Raw genomic sequence first — 21887 nt, 5'->3', positions numbered from 1 at the left:
CCTGAGTAGCAGCTTTATCGCAAAGACGACAACCCGTCTTTAATGGCGATTAAGGATTGAGGTGAAGATACGCGAGAGCTGGCATACCAGGCACCGGAGTATACCTGGCTGGCAATCATGACTTTGGACAGCACTGCAGAAGATTGCGACAGCGTGCTGAAACTCGTGTCCGCAACGACATCAACCTGACCGGCCAGCAATGCCTCAGCCAAGGCTTGCCGCGACGGGTAAAAAGCAATGTGCACCGAATCCGCCGCCAGTGGCAGGCTGTTCAGCTGATTCATGGGTAGCTGATAACCGGAAAGACTGAACGGATCATCCAGCAGCCCCAGAGTCAGCTGGGTAAAATCGTCTTTAGTGCCCCGAAAATCTGCCGATCTGGCGTACCAGTAAACATCATAGCTGGGTAAGATCAGCACTGGCTGATAGTAATCCAGATAGCTCGGACTCATGCCGTTCAGCACATAATCCCGCCCCCACATGACATCGTAAAACTGACTGTAAATCTGCGCCGGAACGAACTCGCTGCGCGATTGCCAGAACACGCTGACACCAGCATACGCGCTCTGAATGGCAGGTTGCGAACACAGTTTTTTCAGTATCGGCAGTGCCAGCTGGTGTACCGGAGTAAAGACCCGCAGCGGTTCGGTTGCGCTCGTCCGCCCCTGGGCTGCGCCAATATCACGACAAGACACCTGATTGTATGCTGACATCGTCGCGACCGTCGACGCCGGACTGAGACTCCAGACCAACAGCAAGAGCACAGCCAGCACCACGGCTGACTGCGCCCCGAAATACAATAATTTTCCCCGCCATTGCTGCTCAATGAACGAGTGAAGCTTTACCACCCATTGAGCCGTGAATAGCCGGGTTTGACGCTTTACTGCATCCATGCCTGTTCATACCCGCATCCCTTTGCTGCAAGCAGCATAAACAGCCACTGTGATATTTGTATGACAGCCTATTCAGTGCCGTACAATGTTGCTGCTTTGGTCAGCAGCCAGTGTAACGACTTAGGCAAGCGCTCCGGTTCAAGGCTGTCCAGCAGATTCTTTACCGCCAGACCGAGCTCAGTATCTCCCGCCATCATTAACCGGCGCTGGAAGAAAAGCGTATCAGGATCCACCTTACGGGCGGCTATACGTAACAAATCCTGGCTGCTGGCTTTCATCAGCGCATTTGGTGCCGGAACAGAGGGTAACACCACCAGCCTTCCGGAATTCAGTGTGAGGGTGAACGACCAATCCAGATCTTCTATCGTGATCGTCACCGTCTGATCGGCCAGAAAATCCAGTTCACCGTCGGATAGCGCCTCTTTGAACACCACAGCCAGCGCCTGTTCTATCAGTCTCTTATGGACAAAAAACGGTGTCAGCCTGCAATGGTATTTCAACAACTGCGGTGCCAGTTCAGGTAAGCCCGGCAAAGTCTGCAAATACACTGTGAATCCCTCTTCCAACATTGTGATGGCATCAGCTTACGGGAAATCAAGACGGCACTTACTGCGATACATCAATAACCCGGACAAGCGCAGTTCACCCCAAAGGGGTATAGCGGTTAAAAACGAGAAAAAACCTGCGTGATATCAAGATCGTCTCCCGCCAGCTTTTTATGATGTCCCCTTCTTTCGACACTCAAGGAGCCCAGGTATGGAGCTGCTCTGTCCGGCCGGCAATTTACCCGCACTCAAGACCGCCATCGATAATGGCGCCGATGCGGTCTACATCGGCTTCAAAGATGACACCAATGCCCGCCATTTTACCGGCCTGAACTTTGACGGCCGACGACTCGAACAAGCCGCAGACTATGTCCGCCAGCACAACCGGAAACTGCATGTTGCCCTCAACACCTTTGCCCATCCCGACGGTTTCAGCCGCTGGCAGCAGGCTGTCGATAAAGCCGCCGCACTGGGCGTCGATGCCCTGATTGTGGCTGATATCGCGGTCCTGGACTATGCCGCCCGCCGCTATCCTGAGCTGGAACTGCACCTGTCGGTTCAGGCCTCGGCTACCAACACAGAAGCCATTGCGTTTTACCGTACTCACTTCAACGTAAAGCGGGTCGTACTGCCTCGCGTGCTGTCTATCCACCAGGTAAAACAGCTTGCCCGCCATAGCGAGGTCGAGCTTGAAGTCTTTGCTTTTGGCAGTTTGTGCATCATGGCTGAAGGCCGGTGTTATTTATCCTCTTATCTGACCGGTGAGTCGCCAAACACAGCCGGAGCCTGCTCTCCGGCTAAATTTGTCCGCTGGCAGGAAACCGGGGACGGACTGGAATCACGTCTGAACGGTATATTGATTGACCGTTACCGTCAGGATGAGAAAGCCGGCTATCCCACCTTATGCAAAGGGCGATTTGATACGCAAGTAAACGGACTGAACCAGCGAGGACATGTTCTGGAGGCGCCGACCAGCCTCAATACCCTCAGTCTGCTTCCTGAGCTGTTCAGGACAGGGGTTGCCTCGGTCAAAATTGAAGGCAGACAACGCAGCCAGGCTTATGTCGAGCAAGTGACCCGAACCTGGCGGCAGGCGATCGACAGTTACCAGGCCAATCCCGATGCCTATCAGGTTCAGCAGCAATGGGACAACACGCTCAGTCGTCTGTCGGAAGGGGCACAAACCACACTGGGCGCTTACCAGCGACAATGGCAATAACAGGAGATAAACATGAAATATTCATTGGGGCCGCTGCTCTACTTCTGGCCTAAAACGGATGTCGACTCTTTCTATCACGCCGCCCGGAGCAGTGACGCCGATATTGTGTATCTGGGCGAAACCGTTTGTGCGAAGCGGCGGCTGATGAAGCCCGCCGACTGGATAGTATTGGCCCGGGAACTGGCAGCCGCAGGCAAAGAGGTGGTACTTTCCACACAAGCTTTGCTGGAAGCGCCCAGTGAGATCAATGTCATGAAAAAGTACATTGATAACGGCGAATTCAGTATAGAAGCGAATGATGTCTCCGCCATCCATCTCGCCCATCAGCAAAACGTCCCCTTTGTGGTTGGCCCGGCAGTCAATTGTTATAACGCGCAGACCTTACAGCTTTTTGTCAGACAAGGCATGACACGCTGGTGCATGCCGGTAGAGCTGTCACGGGACTGGCTGAATAACATTCTGCACGACTGTGCTGCAATGGGCATTCGTCACCGGTTTGAAACGGAAGTGTTCAGTTATGGCTATCTGCCGCTGGCCTATTCCGCCCGTTGCTTTACGGCCAGAGCGGAAGGCAAAGCCAAAGACGACTGTCAGACCTGCTGCATTCATTACCCGCAAGGCCTGGCCGCAAACAGTCAGGAAGGCCAGCGACTGTTCACCCTGAATGGTATTCAGACGCAATCCGGCTACTGTTATAACCTGATCAAGGATCTCGCAAGCATGGACGGACTGGTGGATGTGGTACGCATCAGCCCGATGGCAGAGGATATTCTGGCCACGCTCAGTGCATTCAAACAGGCCGAATTAACAGGAACCACCTGCCCGGTGACGGATCACATCCACTGTAACGGTTACTGGCACCGCCTTGCAGGACTGGACATCCAACCCAGCTAGAGTAGTTAATAACTTAGGACTGTCTGGCCTGTGCCCTACGGCCTTGATGCGCTAGCGTGTGTCCAGCAGGGCCAGCAGTTCCTCGCAGGTTCCTGTCTCGCCCAGACGGGGGAAAATGCGTTCCAGCGAATTATGGTGGGCATACACATTCACATCTGTCATGGCATCGGTACATAAGGAGACATTCAGCCCGAGTTCATACGCCTGACGGGCGGTTGATTCCACACCGATACTGGTTGCGATACCGACCACCACAACCTGGGTTACGGACAAGGCGCTGAGTGTTTCTTCCAGGCCAGTATGGCTGAACGCGCCCCAGCATCGCTTAGTGATACAGATATCATTCGCCAGCGGCGTCATTGCCGGTACCAGTTCCGCCCAGTCGCTGGCAGGTGTGCCTCCGGCACGGGGCTGCTCTGTACGTCCGGGGGCACTGCCAGCCACATTCACCAGTACAACCGGTAACTGATGGCAGCGAAACGCCTCTGCCAGCCGGGCGGCATGTTTCACGACGACTCCTGCATCATGCGCCAGGGGAAGCCCCACGATGCCTTTTTGCAGATCAATCACAATCAATGCAGTGCGACTATCCAACTGTGTAAGCGGCATATCACCACTCCTTAAAATTTTACTTACCGATACACTATAGTGTCGAAAACGTCAGCGATGCTGAATAAGTCATTCAAAACAAAAAACGGCCCTTTAAAAAGGGCCGCGTTTCTGCTCTCAGTCTTGCATTTCAGTCGCCAATTCGGCACTCTCCGAGCTCGGTAGCTTCAGGTATTTAAGTACAACCAACACCACAGCCAGCACAGTCACCGCAACGCCCAGGCTGACCAGCTGTACACTTTGCGTAAAAGCAATCGACGCAGACTCGAGCAGAGAATCTGCCCACTCACTGTTCAACGTCTGGCTCACTGCGTATGCCCCGGGTAAGGTTTCTTTTGCCTGCATAGCCACAGACACATCAATACCTGCAGGTGCCACAAAATTCGCACGATATAACCAGGCTACCGCGCCACCAATAAGGGTAGTACCTAACACCACACCGGCTTCATAAGCTGTTTCACTTACGGAAGAGGCACTGCCGGCACTGTCTGGCGGAACCGAAGACAGAACCAGGTCATTGGTCACAGTCGTAATAGCTGCCACCCCAATATTCAATAATGCAAACGCGACTGCAATTGTCAGCATCGAAATATCAAACAGAGCGAAAACCATAAACGCTACGCCGGCTAATACCAGACAAAACGCAATCACCCGGTTGGGTGCGATACGCTGTACAACCGGGACAACAGCCATCCCAGCGACAATCGCTAACACCTGCCCCGGTACTAGATTCAGGCTGGCCACTAACGGGGAGCTGCCTAGTACAATTTGCATCAGCTGTGTTGCAAGGTAGATAAATCCGATAAGCAGTCCCAGGCTGACCAGATTCACCGCAATTGACACTGAAAATGCCGGGATGGTGAACAACTTGAGATCCAGCAAGGGATCTTTTAATGCCAATTGCCGGCGTACAAACAGCACACCAAACACCAGACCGCAGATAAAGGTCGAGATAGCCAATGCATCTATGCCTTCCGTCGCACCATGTTTCAGCGCAAACATCAGGCTCACCATAGCCACCAGACTTAAAGTAATGCTCCAGTAGTCAATGCTGAATGCAGGTTGCTTCTCCGATTCAGGAAGACAGAAAGGTGCAAAAAGTATGACTGGTGCTAAAAATGGCAATGCAACTAAGAATACAGATTGCCAATCGTAATACTGCAGCAACACACCGCCCACCAAAGGACCCAGCGCCGAGCCAATTGTCAGGCACGTTGCCCAAACGGCCACAGCTATGCGTCTTTCTTCTCTGTCTTCAAACGCCGAACGAATCAAAGCCAAGGTGGCAGGTAAAATCATCGCCCCGAAGAAACCCAGCACCGCTCGACCAGCAATCAGATGCCAGGCCTGCTGAGAAAACACGACAACCAGAGATACAGCGGCAAAACCGCTACAGCCGATAAACAGCATTTTCCTGTGGCCGAGTCGATCACCGGCTCCCCCCATAGTGACCAGCAGTCCGGCCAGGACAATGGAATAAGCATCAATAATCCACAATTGCTGAGCCGCGGAAGGGCTCAGTGCAGACGCGATACGCGGTAATGAAAAGTTCAGAATAGTGTTATCGATAGTCACCAAAAGTACTGGCAGCATAATGACAAACAGTGCCAGTGCTTTTGAGCGATCTTTCAAAATAGCAACCAGTGGATTAGCGGCTGAGCTCATCTTGTCCTCCCGTGTTAAGAGTCATTAGTGTCTGAAAAATACACTCTGCCTCTTTCTCAGATTGAGGCAGTATTTCCTTTAAATGTTGTTTGGAATCATCCAACTGAGAGACAAAAGCCGAAAAATCATTGCTTTCTACCTGCGTATTTAATATTGAGAGTGAAGCCATCAGCTTGTCGCGCTGCTTACTGGCAGCTTGGTTATAGGCTTGGATATCCCAGTAGGTTTCAGGCTCATTGGCGAGGATCCTGGCCGCCAAGCTTAATAATGTTTTCATGGGAGGCGGAGCGATTTGGTAGATAACCTTGATATCACAGCCTTCGTCAACTAAGGCTGTCAGGAAGGACAGAATTGCAGCATGCGGCAACGCCTGACAAAGCGCCATGTTGTTATCATGATCGCTTGGATTCATCTGCGAGACATCCATTCCCTGTCTGGCGAGCAGTGCCGACATCATGGCTCCCGCTTGGCTCTGAACCTGTTCGCAAACGATGACCGGACGTCCGTGACAAGCCAGTTTGGGTGAAAACATGGGATTCACCCCGACAACACTGACGGACGGCAGGCAATCTGCCGCGATCTGATGGAATGGCACCTGTACCGAGCAGGTATTAACGACGACATCCACAGACGTCAATAACGGTGCGTAAACCGCCAAAGACGCTGCTGCTACCGATTCAGGCAGAGCAAAAACCACACCAGAAGCCGCTTTTATCTTTTCTGTCAGTACGGGATCAAGATGCCGTACATCGCAGATAACATGATCCACCTTGTATGCGGGCGCAACTTGATCAGCCACAGTAACCGAATAGCCTTCAGACTCAAGAAGTGTTGCCATGAATTGTCCAACGACACCCGCACCACCGAATATTACATATTGGCTCAATGTTTTGTCTCCGTGCTTGCTGTTAAGGAATAAAACGGCACACTGGCTTTCACTAAGGTTTCTTCCATCTCTTCAACGGGAGAAGAAGCAGAAACGATTGCCCCGCCAATGCCAAATTCTGCCATCCCCTCTTTCACCACTGCGGTTCGAATAACAATGCTTAAATTCGTGCATCCATTCATCCCAACCCAACCCAGGCTTCCGGCGTAGATTCCCCGGGCGGAAGATTCCAGACCATCGATAATATCCATAGTGCGCCGCTTGGGTGCTCCGGTCATTGATCCGCCCGGAAAACACGCTTTAATTGCATTAAACGTTCCGATATTGGGTTTGAGCTGCCCTTCAATCGTTGATACCAGTTGGTGGACCGAACTGTAGGTTTCAATATCAAAAGCTTTGGGTACATGTACCGTCCCGGGGGTACAGATACTATTCAGATCATGCCTGACCAAATCAATGATCATCAGATTCTCTGCCCGATCCTTTTCAGAGCAAGCCAGCTCGTGCTTCAAGACCTCATCCTGTGCCTCCGTCTTTCCTCTGGGGCGGGTGCCCTTAATTGGCTTGGATGTCACTGTACGATTCGAATCAATTTGCAAAAATGTTTCAGGTGAAGCGCTTAAGATCGCAAAATCTGGCGTTTTCATATAAGCCCCATAAGGTACGGGGCTTGCCGAACGCATCTTCATATAGGCGGAAAGCTCGTCTTCGCTAAATGGCAGACGCGCCCGGTTTGTCAGGCATATTTCATAAGATTCGCCGTCCCGGATTTCTTTCAGACAACGATGAATTTTATCGATATACACTTCCGCACTGTCTTCCAGCTCCAGCGACTGCTCAGGCACTGGTCCAGGCTGAAACGATGACGCACCTTGCTGAGGGCTCTGTTGTGCGGCTTCCAGAGAAAACGTCATCGGCTCCCCCCATAGATGACAGAGGTAAGCAGTTTGCTCTTGATGATCAAAAATCAGTAAATTCTGAGGTAAAAAAAACAGCGCATCGGGTGTGGAAGAACAGTGGTTATTGTTACTGCCCATCAGGGCTTTCAGTTCATAGCCCAAATAACCAACCAGCCCGCAACCATAGGGCATCAGTGCCTCAGTTTCTGAATCCGGTTTCAGAAAGGCTACAATGCGATCCATCAGCTCAAAATAATCCCCCTGGATATCACTGTCCCCGCAGGGGCCACTCAGATGTAATGTGCGTGTACCGACCTCATAGCGAAACACAATGGCTTCATCGGGCTGTCCACTGCCCATTAACGAATACCTGGCAGACCGCGCATCAGCCATTTCACTATCGAGCCAAAATGCAGATGTTTTGCCCGAAAAGTAACGCGAAAAAATGTCAGAGACACTCATCGTCATTTTCAGGGGCTCATAGTTCACTCCCAATGAAAATGTACCCGCCGCTTCTTTGATAACACGATGTATTTCATTGTCGGCATCAGAATCGCAACCAGCCGGTTCACCGCGATTAATCATGTTAATGAAATTACCAATCAGAGTGTGTCCATACTCTGATTCAATCGACTCCGGATGGAACTGGACTCCCCATATCGGTTTTTCGCGATGCGCAATGCCCATGATTAACCCGTCTGCTGTGCGGGCCGTAACGTCAAGGCAATCGGGAACCTCCGTACATATCAGGGAGTGATAGCGGACCACATTAAACGACTGGGGGATGCCAGAAAACAAGCCTTCGCCATTATGAATAATCTGGCTTTTATAGCCATGAACCGGTGATGGCGCATGGGAGACATGGCCGCCAAATCTGGTATTTATCCCTTGATGTCCCAGGCAAATACCCAAAATTGGAATGCTGCATTTATCAATGACTTCACCGCATACGCCAAAATCTTCGTCACAGGCAGGGTGCCCCGGGCCAGGTGAAAGAATAACACCCGAAAAAAAATCAATATTCAATGAAGCGTATGATGCAGAGTTCGGTACTACCGTCGGCATGATCCCTGTCAGTTCGAAAACATACTGAGAAATATTATTCGTAAAGGAATCGTAATTATCAATGATCAGAATATTCATGGTTCACTTCTCTTTGACTTCTGACAAGGCTTTTATTATGACAAGTTCCTCTTCACAAGTTTCATGGATAATACGTTCAAAAATATCCTCAATGTAAGACGGATTTAACTGATAGTTCGCTGAGAGCGATTTCATTTTATTCAACGTGAATTCGACTCTGCCTTTTTGCATCATTGGAATGTTTTCTCGGGCTTTAACGTTCGCAATTGTCCGACAAATCTCCATACGGTTTGCCAGTAACGCAATGATCTGTTCGTTAATTACATCCAGCTTATCTCTGTAAGGTTTTAATTCACGAACCACAACGTCATCATTCATCTGATTATTAACAACCATGCCATTACCTTCGACTTAAACTTCAAATAAAGAACGCATAACAACCAACGTACACCAACATTAAAAAGACGTTTGATTCCAGGTTGGTTGTTACTTCCAGGATTTATTATCAAATCACCCGATAAGGGCATTTAACTTATTGGCCAGATAATCAATTTGCTCGTGGCTATGATTGGCTGAAATGGCAAAACGTAACATCGCTTTATTGGTTTCTACGATAGGATAAAAAACAGGAAACATAATTAACCCGGATTCCCGTAAAGCTGTCGCGGCCGTTAAACCTTGCTGTTCACTAGCAAAGTAAGCGCCTCTGATTGGTGCTCTCTGTCCGGAGTTCATCATTACGCTTTCAACTTTCTCATCGAATCTGTTGATGTTTTGCCATAATGCAGCTTGTAATTCATCTATTTCAGAAGAAAGATGGATCTTTGCGGCAGCAACATTCGCCGCCTGAAGCGGGACGGGTACGGTATGGCCAAATACAAGCGGGTTCGCTAATGCCTTAAGCTGTTCATTATTATAATCTTTGCGCAGAACAATGAAACCGCCGGCACCACCAAACGCCTTACTTAATGACCCGGCTATTAATGTATTATCAGGTAAGCGGTGTTCAAGATTCTCATACGCGTAGCCTGCACCGTATTTACCTGAAATAGAAATACCGTGTGCATCATCAACATATAAATATCCTTCGTATTGATTGAGCAATTCAGATAGCGCTCTGACAGGAAGTAATCCTGACATCGAACCGACACCATCAATCAACAATATAGGTGTTACTCGCTCAAGCTGACATTGCTTTAATGTTGTCGTTAACGATTCCGTATCATTCGTATCAACACGTACGACCTGCCCAAACTGACCAAGTAATCCACGCAACACCTGCATTGAAGCATGAGCCGTTTTATCAACCAGCCAGCGAACCGCTGATTTAGTCGGGTAAAGGTGCATATTGCCACTACCCAATAAAGGTAAAACACCTAAATGCGCATTACTGGTCGAAGTAAACACAGTGACTGAGTTACCCTGATACATCTCCTGCAACAGGTTTTCCAGTTGTGGCAAGTACACAGGACTCATCGCACTCCGGCTTGCCGATAAATGTATACCAACATGATGAAGTGCCTGATATGCCGCCTCTATTAATAATGGATGGGACTCCAAACCTAAGTAAGAGCAAGAAATGAATTCTGTGTATAACTTTCCATCATCCAAAATAACTTGCTTACCACAACGTTCCGTCACAATAAAAGAGGTTAATCCCTCTCCGGAGGCCTGTTCGAAAGCATCCGTTGTACGGGTACTACGGATGGACATCCAATTGCTGTCATGCAATTGTTCTTTATTAACACTCGTCATTTTTTTGTACCTACTGTCATCACTGCTGGCCCAGTCTGATCAGAAAAAAGGGGATCGGTATGAGTGAGCACAGACTCAAACTGATATCGGGAAAATAGGTCTTGCACCATAGGTATTTGTGATTCCCCGTGTTCGACAATCACAGTACCGCCAGGCTTCAGTACAATCTCTGCAAGACGCAATGAGGCGTCGATAATCTCGCTGCCATCTTGGCCTGAGTAAATGGCATTTTCCGGGTGATATTTTCCCCACTCAGGCAATAAGCTCTCTGATTCAGGGACATAAGGAGGATTCGATATCACAACATCCACACTTTGACTCTTATCCAGAAAAAATGTGAGGTCGGTAATGTCTTTTTTCAGTGCAACGACGCTGCCTTCATCCGCGAGACGATGAATATTACGGCACAGATACTGATACGCAGTTTCATCATTTTCCAAACAATAAACCGTTGCATTCCGGTATTGCCGCCATGCTGATATACCGATAGCCCCCGTTCCCGAGCACAAATCGTAAATAACCGCCTCGGACTCAGCGTGGAGCTGTGTTTTTAGCCATTCAAGCAGCATTGCGCTTTGCTGACGCGGTACAAATACCCCGGTTCCAACAACAAATCGGCAATCAATAAAGTCACTGTACCCAAGGATATGACCTAACGGGATACGATGTGCTCTTTCCTTCAGATCGGAGCGAAAGCAAGCAACATCAGATTCAGACAATACCGCATCAGACGACATATATTTCTTTGCTATCGCTTGAAAATCCCCATAAGGATCCCAGACGCCCGATGCAATCAGACTCTGGAGTTCATGCTGAAATGTCTGCTCAATTTGCGCTTGTTTCATGACCAAGCCTCATAATATTCCGCCAGACGGTCATACATCGACCGATAAAGATATGAGAAAGCGACCAACTCTGGTGGCGGTGTATAGCTTGGGTGAAGGCTCTCAATGAGATCGGCATAATAGCCCGTCATGCCTTTGTCGAGTAACGGTAGCCAGTAGGGTTTGATATCCCAGCGAAATTCGTAACCGGTAGCAAACATTTGTTTTACCGTTTCTTTCACGGTTTCTTCACGAGATAACCCTGGTAATGGCTTCCGAATAGGCGAGAAGACATCCAGGTTTATTTCTGGCCGGCGACCCTGAATTTTATCGGCCATATAAGCAGCCAATAATGGTGACTGGTGCAATCCGTCACGGTAGGTTCCTGTCGCTAACCACAATCCTTTGAAATGACATTGCCCAATTAACGGATAACCGTCAGCAGGAATAGGCCGATTACCAACTTGAATGGCTTCCACTTCTGCGTCATTCAAATCAAGATGTAATTGGTCTAATGCGCAGTCCAGCAGAAACTGAACATCAGATATCAATGCGTTTTTCCTTGGTGACTCAGCCAAAATATTTGTCGCGCCTATATAAAGCAGATCTTTCTCTCTGGGTACACAATGTAAACCACAGGCAAAGGCTCTGTTTGGCGTTCTGATTACACTGTCAGGTACTTGATGCCCAGGCTTTAACCTCGCCAGAATAGAAACACCGTACCCTGCAAACATAGGAGGGATGCGTTTTTTAACTTCTGGATAAGCATCAAGCAAATCTAACGAATGCACACCGGCTGCAATCACAACATTGTCTGCCGATATTAAAGTGCCATCCGTTAATTTAACGCCAGTCGCCACATCAGCTTCTGTTAATATTTCGGCTGCATTTTCATTGATAACTTCTCCGCCTTTTCCCAGAAAAGCGGCATCCAGCTTTTCCAGCAGAAGATGTGAATTCACCGCATTTTCTGCTGGAATATATAAAGCTTGCATCGGGCGAACTAAATCATTGGCTTTAATCCAGGGAACGTTAGAGGCCGAGACTGTCTCATAAGGTTCGTTGTAACGCTGCAGTGTTGCCTCAATAGTTTCATAATTTACTGTATCAACCTCAGCCATACCCGCCGAGTTTAAAATAACATGAGTGCCTTTCGCTGTTAGGAGATCATCATGCATTCCAGATGCTTCTGATAACCTTTCAGACCAGTTTTCCCATCCACTTTTTGCCTTGATATCCATATCAACTTTCAGTCGGCCATACTCACTGCTGACTAACCCACTCGTGATTTCACCAAAACAACCGTTCATGGCACCCGCAGCCATAGATGCTGCATTTTCACGTTTTGTTTCACCTACCCTGACAACTTTTAAGCCGCGAGAAGCTAACTCAAATGCGATGGATCCACCAATAGCACCAGCGCCAACAACAATGGCATCATAATTCATCATTTATTTCCTTATTACTGTAAATTCCATTCAATAGAACGAATGTGATTATTCTGCTGAACATTATATTCAGGCAGTTGCTAACAATTAAGAAAGGAGAAGCGCTTCTGATTCAGGTAGCGAACGATAGAACAATAAACTTCCCTCAGTTTCAATAACATTTAAAAGTTTATTATCATCAAACTGTTCGACAGGAAAAGATAAGGCGATAAGTTTGTCTCTCCCTTTTTTAGTCACTTTACCCATTCGATTAAGCGTGACTCCTCTTCTCAAAAAATAGCGTTCTATCGCGACTGTCGTCACCGCGACCAATTGCTTAACACCATGCATTCCTGCGAGTTGCAACGAGAATTTTAAAATATCAAAAGGGAGAGATTCCAATTCATGTCCATATGCCGCAAAGCGTGATATTTCCCAAGTCGCTATATCTCTTGGTAGCTCACTGTCACATAAATAAGGAAATACATCTGAGAGTAAGTAAGGAGAGTAGGAGGGAATCAGCCTGGCACACCCTACAATTTTATCATTTTCATTATAGGCAATGACATACAGTGCAGACTCCGTGTCAAACTCATCGTTTTCAATCCCCTCTTCTAAAGAGGTAATATTAAGATCCCACTTGAGTTGCTTAATAAAAACATCATGGCGAAAACGCCCCAGATCATCTAATTCATTTTTATCGAAATTCAAAAATTGCGTGCATACCAACCGATACATGCTTTGACTGCCCCTATCAAAATCCACCTCTTTAGGCTATTCCCCCATACTATAAAGTCCCAAATCATCTAGCAACTACCAAAAATGGTAATAATCAGGTTAAATAATTCCTAACGCTGCTGAGTAAGCTGCAGCCAATGTACGATTGGTCGAGCCAAATTTTTTCTGGATATTTTTAATATGATAATTGACTGTGTTTTCTGAAATACCCAAAATATCAGAGATCGCATTTGAGCATTTACCATCAGCGATCCAGCGTAAAATTTCTTCTTCACGGTTGTTTAGATTAATTTCATTTTGACATAACAAGTCAGACTTTTCTTTGACACTGTTCTCTTCGATCAACTCAATCAGACAACGCATTTTTAGCTTTAACATCAGTTTATCATCACTGTTGATAAGCACATTACTTCGCGAAACCCCCAGCATACACAGCGAGTGATCCATGCTACGCAATGTTAATGTTGCACCAATATTTATCCCCCACTCTCTGGCTTCTTTGAAGATAAAATGTGTCTTTATATTGTGGTCATCCTGCCAGATGACAAACTGCCGATCACTGGCTCTGCTTGCAATCGAAGGATCTTGCTGACAATAGTGTTTGTCTTGATATCGCTTCAACCACGCCTCTGGGTATGTTCCATATACACATACTTTCGAGCGTGAGAAAGGCACAGCCTGTTTTTTACCGTATGCAAAGTTATCAAAGCCGAGTTTATTGACTTCCAGTGAGACACTCTTAATAACATCATTGTTAGTAGTGCAAGATGAAAATGCAGCGTTTACAGACAACCACCAATTGATGAATCCTGTGTTTTTATCCATTTTCCTCTCCAAACAAGTCATATAAAGCACCAACTTCTACAACAGAGGAATACGTTTATCAAATAGATATTGTTTTAATATGTTTCACTTTGTTTCTAATTCAAGCCGATTGATTAATTCAACCTGACTCTCAATTTAATAAAATTACTCCTGTATCTTGATATTTTCATTTCCACACCTGAAACACCGCTCACTATTTACCATTAACTCAGTAATACATTTTTAAAAAAATATTCATCATCGCAATACCCTCATCACCGGCCTTGGGGGTGATAATTAACGACAAAAAAAGCAGCATTGCCATAACAATGCTGCTTTTACGCCGATATGTATTTCTGAAGCTTAATTAGCCCGCAAAGTTTTCGCAGCTGCCACCATGTTTTGCAGTGCAGGCACCACTTCTGCCCACTGACGGGTTTTCAGACCACAGTCCGGGTTCACCCACAAGCGCTCGGCCGGGATACGTTTTGCTGCTTGCTGCATCAGTTTCACCATCTGCGCTTCTGTCGGAATATTGGGCGAGTGGATATCATAGACACCCGGGCCAATTTCATTCGGATACTTGAAGTTATCAAAGGCGTCCAACAGTTCCATGTCGGAACGGGAAGTCTCTATGGTGATCACGTCAGCATCCATGTCGGCAATTGACGCAATAATGTCATTAAACTCGGAATAACACATGTGGGTATGGATCTGGGTTTCATCGGCCACCCCGTTCGCCGTGATACGGAACGACTCCACAGCCCAGCTCAGGTAGTCCTGCCACTCAGAGCGGCGCAATGGCAAGCCTTCACGCAGAGCGGCTTCATCAATCTGAATCACTTTCACCCCGGCTTTTTCCAGATCCAGCACTTCGGCGCGAATGGCCAGTGCCAGCTGGTAGCAAGAGACGGAGCGAGGCTGATCGTCGCGGACAAAAGACCAGTTCAATATGGTTACAGGACCGGTCAGCATACCTTTCATGGGTTTTGCGGTCAGTGATTGGGCGTACTGAGTCCAGGCTACCGTCATGGCAGCCGGACGGCTGATATCACCAAACAGGATCGGCGGCTTGACACAACGCGAACCGTAAGACTGTACCCAGCCAAACTGGCTGAAGGCATAACCGTCCAGCTGTTCACCGAAATATTCCACCATGTCGTTACGTTCCGCTTCACCGTGAACCAGCACATCCAGATCCAGGGCTTCCTGCTCACGCACCGCGCGGGCAATCTCTTGCTTCATCTGGCTGACATAGGTTGCCTGATCCAGCTCACCTTTCTTGAATTTCAGCCGGGTCTGACGGATGTCAGCGGTCTGAGGAAACGAACCGATAGTGGTGGTCGGAAACGCCGGCAGATTCAGGTGCGCCGTTTGTTTAGCGATACGATCGGCATACGGATTCTGACGCTGGCCCAGCTGCGGGTTAATCGCCGCAACGGCGGCCTGCACGTCAGGGTTATTCACCCGGCGGGACTGACGACGGCTGTCGATGGCGGCCTGATTGGCGGCCAGTTCAGCGAAGACCGCATCGCGACCTTGGTTCAGGGCGCGGGCCAACACAGCCAGCTCGTCGAGTTTTTGCAGCGCAAAGGCCAGCCATGACTGAATTTCATCATCGAGTTTCTGCTCGCTGTTCAGATCAACCGGCACGTGCAACAGTGAACAGGAGGGGGCCACCCACAGGCGGTCGCCGACATCGCGGGCAATAGGCTCCAGCCAGTTCAGTACCGCATTAAGATCAGTCTTCCAGATATTACGGCCATTGATAACCCCCAGAGACAGCACTTTGTCAGCCGGCAGGGCAGCGATGACGGCGTCCACTTCATTGCGGCCACGCACCGCATCAAAATGTAAGCCCTGAACCTGCAGATTGACCGCCAGCGACAGGTTCTCTTTCAGCTCGCCAAAGTAAGTGGCCAGCAAGAGTTTCACCTGGCCTTTGTTTAACGTCTGGTAGGCTTTGCTCAGCGCCTGCTGCCATTCTGCAGACAGTTCAGTAACCAGGATCGGCTCATCGATTTGCACCCATTCGACCCCGTTGTCGGCCAGCAGCGCCAGCAGCTGCTCGTACACAGGCAGCAGTTGATCAAGCAGATCCAGTTTATTGGAGTTGTCCTTTTCCTTTCCGAGCCACAGATAGGTCACAGGGCCGATCAGCACAGGTTTCGCGGCGATGCCCTGCGCTTTGGCTTCCGTCAGTTGTGCCAGCAGGCGCTCTGGGTTGAGCTCAAAACGGGTATCGGCGGTAAATTCAGGCACGATATAGTGGTAGTTAGTATCAAACCATTTGGTCATCTCACCGGCATGCACACAGTGACAACCACTGTCGTTGGCTGAACGGCCACGTGCTACACGAAAATAGTTGTCCAGCTCGTCACCGGCCAGACCTTCAACACGGGCCGGGATATTGCCGAGTGTGAAGCTGGTATCCAGTACCTGATCATAAAAAGAGAAGTCGCCAACCGGGGTCAGATCGAGACCCGACTGCTGCTGCCAGTGTTTTTGGCGCAAGCCGGCGGCCAGTTCTGTCAGCTCGCTTTGGCTGCTTTCGCCTTTCCAGTACTTTTCCAGTGCGAATTTCAGTTCACGGTTAGCACCGATGCGCGGGAAACCTAAGTTATGAATTTTAGCCATCTATACGTCCTCCTAAGTTATTGAAGGCATCTTATGGCTATATTGTGATGAATAAAAATGGCATTATTTCATCAATCAATGAATTCTAATCATAAGTTAAGGATCACTATGATAGAAAGGAGCCATCTGGCGATATTGCGCGAGGTACACAGGCTCGGCTCGCTGACGGCCGCCGCAGAGGCATTGTATTTAAGCCAGTCGGCGCTGAGCCACAGCATGAAAAAACTGGAGCAGCAAATAGGGACGCCAGTCTGGAGCAAATCAGGCCGCAGCCTGCACTTTACCCAGGCGGGGTTTTATCTGTTACGGCTGGCGGAGCGGGTGTTACCGCAATTTGAACATGCGGAAGTGCAGATGCAGCAGTTCGCTTCCGGCCAGCGGGGCACACTGCGGATTGGTATGGAGTGCCACCCCTGCTATCAGTGGCTGCTCAAAGTGGTCCATCCCTACCTGCAAGGCTGGCCGGATGTCGATGTGGACGTGAAACAGAAGTTCCAGTTCGGCGGTTTAGGCGCGCTGTTCGGGTATGAAATCGATGTCCTGGTCACGCCCGATCCGCTACTCCGGCCCGGTATCCGCTACATTCCCGTGTTTGATTATGAGCAGGTGCTGGTGGTCAGCGCGCAAAGCCCGCTGGCTAACGAGGAATACATAGCGCCGGACATGCTGCTGGATCAAACCCTGATCACCTACCCGGTAGAGCAAAGCAGGCTGGATGTGTATAGCCAGTTTCTGACACCCGCTAAATGCAGCCCCCGTAAACATAAGCTGATTGAAACGACTGACATTATGCTGCAGATGGTAGCGGCCGGACGCGGTGTCGCGGCACTCCCTAAATGGCTGGCCAAAGAATATGAAGAGAAAATGCCGATCGTTGCTGTGCGGCTGGGCGAAAGTGGCATTCACAAGCACATTCACCTGGGGGTCAGGGAAACGGATTTGGATATTGATTATCTGAGTGCTTTTATTAGCCTGGCAGACTCCCTGTCTGAGTATAAGGAGCCGTCCGCTCTGTAACGTCAGATCTTCGCTTTCATGATCAGCGCGTCTTCGCGGCCGTTAGCACTGACACTGCTGTCGGCCCGGTAATAGTCTTGCCGGCGACTGACCAGCTCAAAACCATTGGCCAGGTATAACTGACTGGCCCTGGTATTGCCGGCCCGCACTTCGAGCCAGATGTCCTGCCCGCCTTCCGCTTGGGCGGCAGCCACAAACGCCGCCAGCAACTGACGGCCCAGCCCTTGCCCCTGCCACTCAGGATCAACAGCAATATTAAACAGGCTCACTTCACCGGCCACAGACTGGCCAAAACAGTAGCCCGCGACCTTGCCGTCAACCCGCATCACCAGATTCAGAGCAATACGGGATGGCGTTTCTCTGATCTGGCTTTCTGTCCAGGGAAACGGGTGTGAACGTTGCTCAATAGCCCACACGTCATCAAGGTGCGCAGCTGTCATAGGCAGGAATTCAATCATTGAAGGCACAGATCTGCTGCCACAATGCTTTCTTGCTGGCAGGGTTATCATGCATCTGACACAGTGACGCTGAGTGCAGAATCTGGCAATCGGACGGCTCAACGCCCTGGCAACCGGCAAACCAGCACCAGGTCAGATGATGCTCACCCAGCTCAGACAAAGCATGTGGTGGCAGAGTTAATGCCTGCTCCGGGGTCAGCTTCATGCTGCGCAGAATATTGCCGAACAACCAGGCATCGTGTTCATCCAACTCATCTGCGGTCACAAACAGCAATTGACAGGTTTCGGGTAAATCAATCACAGACTGAACCCAGTCAGGAAAACACTCAGGTTTTCTGATTTGCCAGTTCGTCAGTCCCATTTCCTGCAATAATTGCATGTTTCTTTGTTGCATGATGTGTTTACCGCTTTTGATGTTCTGTTAGGCCGGGAGCGCGGAAAATGGGGCGCTGTATTCAACCAGGCCACGATGACCGCTCAGGGTGGATGGCAGCAGTTCCTGAACCATGAAAGCCTCTTCCGGCACAGGCCAGGTGCAGCGCAAGCCATGCTCCGCCGCCGTCACATAACCGGCTTTACGGTAATAGCTGTGATCCCCCAGCACCACCACCACTGGGTAACCCAGCTCTGCCAGTATTTCTGCACTTTCACGCATCAGTGTCTGGCCGATCCCCTGCCCGCGGTATTCGGCTTTCACCACCAAAGGTGCCAGCCCTTGCCACCCTAAATCCTGTCCGCTGACAGTGACCGGACTGAAAAAGATATGACCAACCACTTCACCATCATCATTGCATGCCACCAGCGATAACGTCATATGACCATTTTCACGCAGGGTCATGACCAAATCTGCTTCCGCTTCAGTATCAAATGTGTGTCGCAGCAAGGCATCAATAGTCAGAATGTCCGCCGGCACTTCAGTTCGAATCAGCATAGTTATCCTCGAAGAAACAGTCGTCAGACCGTCATTGGATGTAGCGGGTATCCGCCACATTTAGCCGGCCCTATTTTGCGGCCAGGCTAGTGTGATCACAACCTCTTTCTCGCCAGACACAGCACAGAGGCTGAAAAAGGATATCAGCACAGATTCATAGTAATGATAGCTTCCCTGCTGACACTACAACCGTCCGCCTGGAATCAGGTCAGTCAATATTTTGCTGATTCGTATTTGTGTCGCAGAGATGCAGATGAATAATCAATGTCATGCCTTTCCAACGGGACTTTTCTTCTTCTCGTCAATAAAATGCAAAGATTATTCGCTGAGGTAATCTGCTTTTAAAACATTATTTTAGATGCATACGTCTCGTTTTCGCCGGCCAGTTTTTTGTAACCAGTGTCAATAAATCCATTTTTTTACATTTCAAATCAAAATTTTCTCATGAAAATAGGAATTTTTGACAATCAGACATTTTCTGACGTTATATTACGGGTACGACTTACCCAGAAAGGGACATCCGAGCGATGTCAGCAGTAACAGACAATTTCGCCATGCCGACTGAATTCATCAACAATTGGTTTTTTCAACTGACAGGCAATAGCCCATTCCTGTTCGCCATTCTGGACAAGCAACACCACTATGTCGCGGTCAATCAACACTACTGTCAGCTCAGCGGCCTCAGCCGGGAAGAACTGGTGGGGCACCGTGATAGCGAAATCCTCGGCGAGACCTTTTACCACACCCTGCAGCCATATTACGAACGCGCCCTGAACGGCGAATACGTGGAAGGGGATGTGATTCTTGATGAACACAGGCATCATACCTGCCTGCATTTCAGTGTGTCACCACTGCGCGATGATAGCGGCGAAATTACCGGCCTGGCTCTGCATGCGATTGATACCTCTGAACGCTTACACCTTGCCAATGCCGTGGCTGAACATGAAGACCACTTTAACCAGCTCAGCCAGCTCATGTCTGATGGCTGCCTGCTGATCGAAAGAAATCAAGTGTTGTCCGCTAACCCAATGGCCGCTCAGTTACTGGGGTTTGCTTCGCCGGATGACATGACAGGGGAAGATTTAGGGCAGCTATTAATAGACAGCAGAAACAACCGCCCTTTTGGTGAGCAACTGGCCGAACTCAGCAACGGCAAAGCCTACCATTGCCTGACCAGTCAACGGTGTCAGGTTGAAAATGTACTGACGCTGACCCTGAAAGACACCCTGGTCGTTGGCTCACCCGCCAGTCTGGTTGTCCTGAGACAGCCACAGACACAACAAGTCCAACCCGAACAGGTGGAACAGCTGATTCATACCGACCCGCTGACAGGTTTGTATAACCGCCACGGATTCAGCCGTCGTCTGGAACAGATGATCAACCGGCAGACCCCGTTAGTCATGCTGTATCTGGACATAGATAATTTCAAAAACATCAACGATTCGCTGGGGCATCACATTGGCGATCGGGTGCTGCAGGAAATCTCCCAACGCCTGCGTCAGTTGTTGCCGGAGAACGCTGTGATAGGTCATCTGGGTGGCGATGAATTCGGCATTCTGCTGCCCGGTCCCATCCATGCGGAAATTGGCGAACAGGTCTCGAAAAAGATTATTGCCCTGGTCAATCAACCCTTCGACCTGATGCACTTCAGCAAGCATCTGGCCTGTTCGATCGGGATGGTGAACTACCCGGGCAACGGCAGTGATGCACGTTTACTGCTGCAGCATGCCGATACCGCTATGTATGAAGCCAAGAATCGCGGGCGTAACCGTCTGGTCACCTTTGACGAGACCATGAACAAAGAAGCAAGAATGCGGTTGTGGCTGGAAATTGAACTGCAGAAAGCCCTACAGAATAAAGGGCTGGAAGTCTGGTATCAGCCCAAAGTCAGTGCGAGGGATTTCTCCATTCACGGTGCCGAAGCCCTGGTGCGCTGGAAACACCCTATTGAAGGTTACATCAGCCCGGCCCAGTTTATTCCGGTTGCTGAACGCTCAGGCCTGATCGAACAGCTCGGCCAGGTTGTGATGAAAGAAGTCTTCACCACAGTTAAATACTGGAAAAGACAGGGGATCCTTCAGGGCCGGGTGGCTATCAACCTGTCACCCCAGCAATTTGGTAATCCCAACCTGATTCAGTATGTCTCAGACTTGCAGCGAGCCACAGGTGTCAACCCGGATGATATCACTTTTGAACTGACTGAAAGTGCCATGCTGGGAGAAAACGAACACACCATACAAATGTTGAACGCCATCAAAAAACTCGGTTTTGCCCTATCGATTGATGATTTTGGGACCGGCTACTCCTCTTTGTCTTATCTGGCCCGATTCCCGCTGGACGAGCTCAAAATCGACCGGGCATTTATCAAAGATCTGGAGACTGTGCCTAAGCAACTGACCCTGATCGAAAACATCATCAATCTGGGTAAGTCGCTGAATATGAGTGTCGTCGCTGAAGGCGTAGAAACGCGCCAGCAGGCCGCCCTGCTATCCAATCTCAATTGTGATTACATCCAGGGCTTTCACTTTTTCCGCCCGCTGCCGAAAAATGATCTGGAAACCATACTGATGAAAAACTTCCGCGGCAGATTTTAAGCCTGCTGC

Annotated in this window: 20 protein-coding genes; 4 read left to right on the top strand and 16 right to left on the bottom strand. The window is 49.3% G+C overall.

Going from position 1 to position 21887, the window contains the following annotated elements; genetic code table 11:
* Positions 1-14 precede the first annotated feature (14 nt).
* Together L6J37_RS01330 and ubiT are read right to left on the bottom strand one after the other, a co-directional pair.
* Positions 15-893: a hypothetical protein gene (locus L6J37_RS01330; RefSeq protein ID WP_237793851.1), complete on the bottom strand. Its 879-nt coding sequence runs from the start codon at positions 891-893 to the stop codon at positions 15-17.
* Positions 894-961: 68 nt separating this feature from the next.
* Positions 962-1441, bottom strand: coding sequence for a ubiquinone anaerobic biosynthesis accessory factor UbiT (ubiT, locus tag L6J37_RS01325; RefSeq protein ID WP_330872725.1), 480 nt, complete (start codon positions 1439-1441; stop codon positions 962-964).
* Positions 1442-1649: 208 nt separating this feature from the next.
* Here ubiT and ubiU point away from each other — a divergent pair, with 208 nt between their 5' ends.
* Both ubiU and L6J37_RS01315 read left to right on the top strand, forming a co-directional pair.
* The gene (gene ubiU / locus L6J37_RS01320) at positions 1650-2657 is read left to right on the top strand and encodes a ubiquinone anaerobic biosynthesis protein UbiU (RefSeq protein ID WP_237793847.1); all 1008 of its coding nucleotides are present in this window, start codon (positions 1650-1652) and stop codon (positions 2655-2657) included.
* Between the two features lie 12 nt (positions 2658-2669).
* Positions 2670-3551 (top strand): U32 family peptidase, encoded by an 882-nt coding sequence (locus L6J37_RS01315; protein ID WP_237793845.1) that lies wholly within the window; start codon positions 2670-2672, stop codon positions 3549-3551.
* Between the two features lie 51 nt (positions 3552-3602).
* Here the strand turns inward: L6J37_RS01315 and L6J37_RS01310 are convergent, their stop codons facing one another.
* The 11 genes from L6J37_RS01310 to metE form a co-directional block, all read right to left on the bottom strand.
* Entirely contained in the window at positions 3603-4160 is a 558-nt protein-coding gene (locus tag L6J37_RS01310) for an isochorismatase family protein (RefSeq protein ID WP_218383347.1), read from the bottom strand.
* A 117-nt stretch (positions 4161-4277) separates the two neighbouring features.
* Positions 4278-5825, bottom strand: a complete 1548-nt coding sequence (locus tag L6J37_RS01305) for an MFS transporter (protein WP_237793843.1) — start codon at positions 5823-5825, stop codon at positions 4278-4280.
* Positions 5809-6711: a prephenate dehydrogenase dimerization domain-containing protein gene (locus L6J37_RS01300; protein WP_237793841.1), complete on the bottom strand. Its 903-nt coding sequence runs from the start codon at positions 6709-6711 to the stop codon at positions 5809-5811. Before L6J37_RS01300 ends, L6J37_RS01305 begins: the two co-directional genes overlap by 17 nt.
* Positions 6708-8753, bottom strand: a complete 2046-nt coding sequence (gene pabB, locus L6J37_RS01295; protein ID WP_237793839.1) for an aminodeoxychorismate synthase component I — start codon at positions 8751-8753, stop codon at positions 6708-6710. The genes L6J37_RS01300 and pabB overlap by 4 nt, the downstream gene beginning before the upstream one ends.
* A gap of 3 nt (positions 8754-8756) precedes the next feature.
* A complete protein-coding gene (locus L6J37_RS01290) occupies positions 8757-9089 on the bottom strand; it encodes a chorismate mutase (protein ID WP_192015603.1) in 333 nt (110 codons plus the stop codon).
* A 114-nt stretch (positions 9090-9203) separates the two neighbouring features.
* Complete coding sequence (locus L6J37_RS01285) at positions 9204-10448, bottom strand: aminotransferase class I/II-fold pyridoxal phosphate-dependent enzyme (protein ID WP_192015602.1); 1245 nt, start codon at positions 10446-10448, stop codon at positions 9204-9206.
* The gene (locus tag L6J37_RS01280; RefSeq protein WP_237793838.1) at positions 10445-11293 is read right to left on the bottom strand and encodes a N5-glutamine methyltransferase family protein; all 849 of its coding nucleotides are present in this window, start codon (positions 11291-11293) and stop codon (positions 10445-10447) included. The genes L6J37_RS01285 and L6J37_RS01280 overlap by 4 nt, the downstream gene beginning before the upstream one ends.
* A complete protein-coding gene (locus L6J37_RS01275) occupies positions 11290-12723 on the bottom strand; it encodes an NAD(P)/FAD-dependent oxidoreductase (RefSeq protein WP_237793836.1) in 1434 nt (477 codons plus the stop codon). The genes L6J37_RS01280 and L6J37_RS01275 overlap by 4 nt, the downstream gene beginning before the upstream one ends.
* Positions 12724-12807: 84 nt before the next feature.
* Complete coding sequence (locus L6J37_RS01270; protein WP_192015600.1) at positions 12808-13437, bottom strand: acyl-homoserine-lactone synthase; 630 nt, start codon at positions 13435-13437, stop codon at positions 12808-12810.
* A 99-nt stretch (positions 13438-13536) separates the two neighbouring features.
* Positions 13537-14262 (bottom strand): autoinducer binding domain-containing protein, encoded by a 726-nt coding sequence (locus L6J37_RS01265; protein WP_192015599.1) that lies wholly within the window; start codon positions 14260-14262, stop codon positions 13537-13539.
* A gap of 342 nt (positions 14263-14604) precedes the next feature.
* Entirely contained in the window at positions 14605-16878 is a 2274-nt protein-coding gene (gene metE / locus L6J37_RS01260; RefSeq protein ID WP_237793834.1) for a 5-methyltetrahydropteroyltriglutamate--homocysteine S-methyltransferase, read from the bottom strand.
* Between the two features lie 108 nt (positions 16879-16986).
* On the opposite strand from metE, the gene L6J37_RS01255 reads away from it, so the two are divergent.
* Positions 16987-17895 carry a LysR family transcriptional regulator gene (locus L6J37_RS01255; protein WP_218383355.1) on the top strand — a complete coding sequence of 303 codons (909 nt, stop codon included), beginning with the start codon at positions 16987-16989 and terminating at the stop codon, positions 17893-17895.
* Between the two features lie 2 nt (positions 17896-17897).
* Here L6J37_RS01255 and rimI read toward each other — a convergent pair whose 3' ends face one another.
* Genes rimI through L6J37_RS01240 form a run of 3 tightly spaced genes read right to left on the bottom strand, consistent with a single transcriptional unit; the run spans position 17898 to position 19284 of the window.
* Positions 17898-18353, bottom strand: a complete 456-nt coding sequence (gene rimI, locus L6J37_RS01250) for a ribosomal protein S18-alanine N-acetyltransferase (RefSeq protein WP_237794026.1) — start codon at positions 18351-18353, stop codon at positions 17898-17900.
* Positions 18346-18747, bottom strand: a complete 402-nt coding sequence (locus L6J37_RS01245) for a DNA polymerase III subunit psi (RefSeq protein WP_218383357.1) — start codon at positions 18745-18747, stop codon at positions 18346-18348. Before L6J37_RS01245 ends, rimI begins: the two co-directional genes overlap by 8 nt.
* Positions 18748-18774: 27 nt before the next feature.
* Positions 18775-19284, bottom strand: coding sequence for a GNAT family N-acetyltransferase (locus L6J37_RS01240; RefSeq protein ID WP_237793832.1), 510 nt, complete (start codon positions 19282-19284; stop codon positions 18775-18777).
* Between the two features lie 554 nt (positions 19285-19838).
* Between L6J37_RS01240 and L6J37_RS01235 the strand changes: the two genes are divergently transcribed.
* Positions 19839-21878, top strand: a complete 2040-nt coding sequence (locus L6J37_RS01235; protein WP_192015679.1) for a putative bifunctional diguanylate cyclase/phosphodiesterase — start codon at positions 19839-19841, stop codon at positions 21876-21878.
* Positions 21879-21887: the final 9 nt, after the last annotated feature.

It is taken from the genome of Photobacterium sp. WH77 (genome assembly GCF_022014395.1).
In the GTDB taxonomy this organism is placed as follows: Bacteria; Pseudomonadota; Gammaproteobacteria; order Enterobacterales; family Vibrionaceae; genus Photobacterium; species Photobacterium arenosum.
This window is presented reverse-complemented; position numbering and strand designations above follow the sequence as displayed.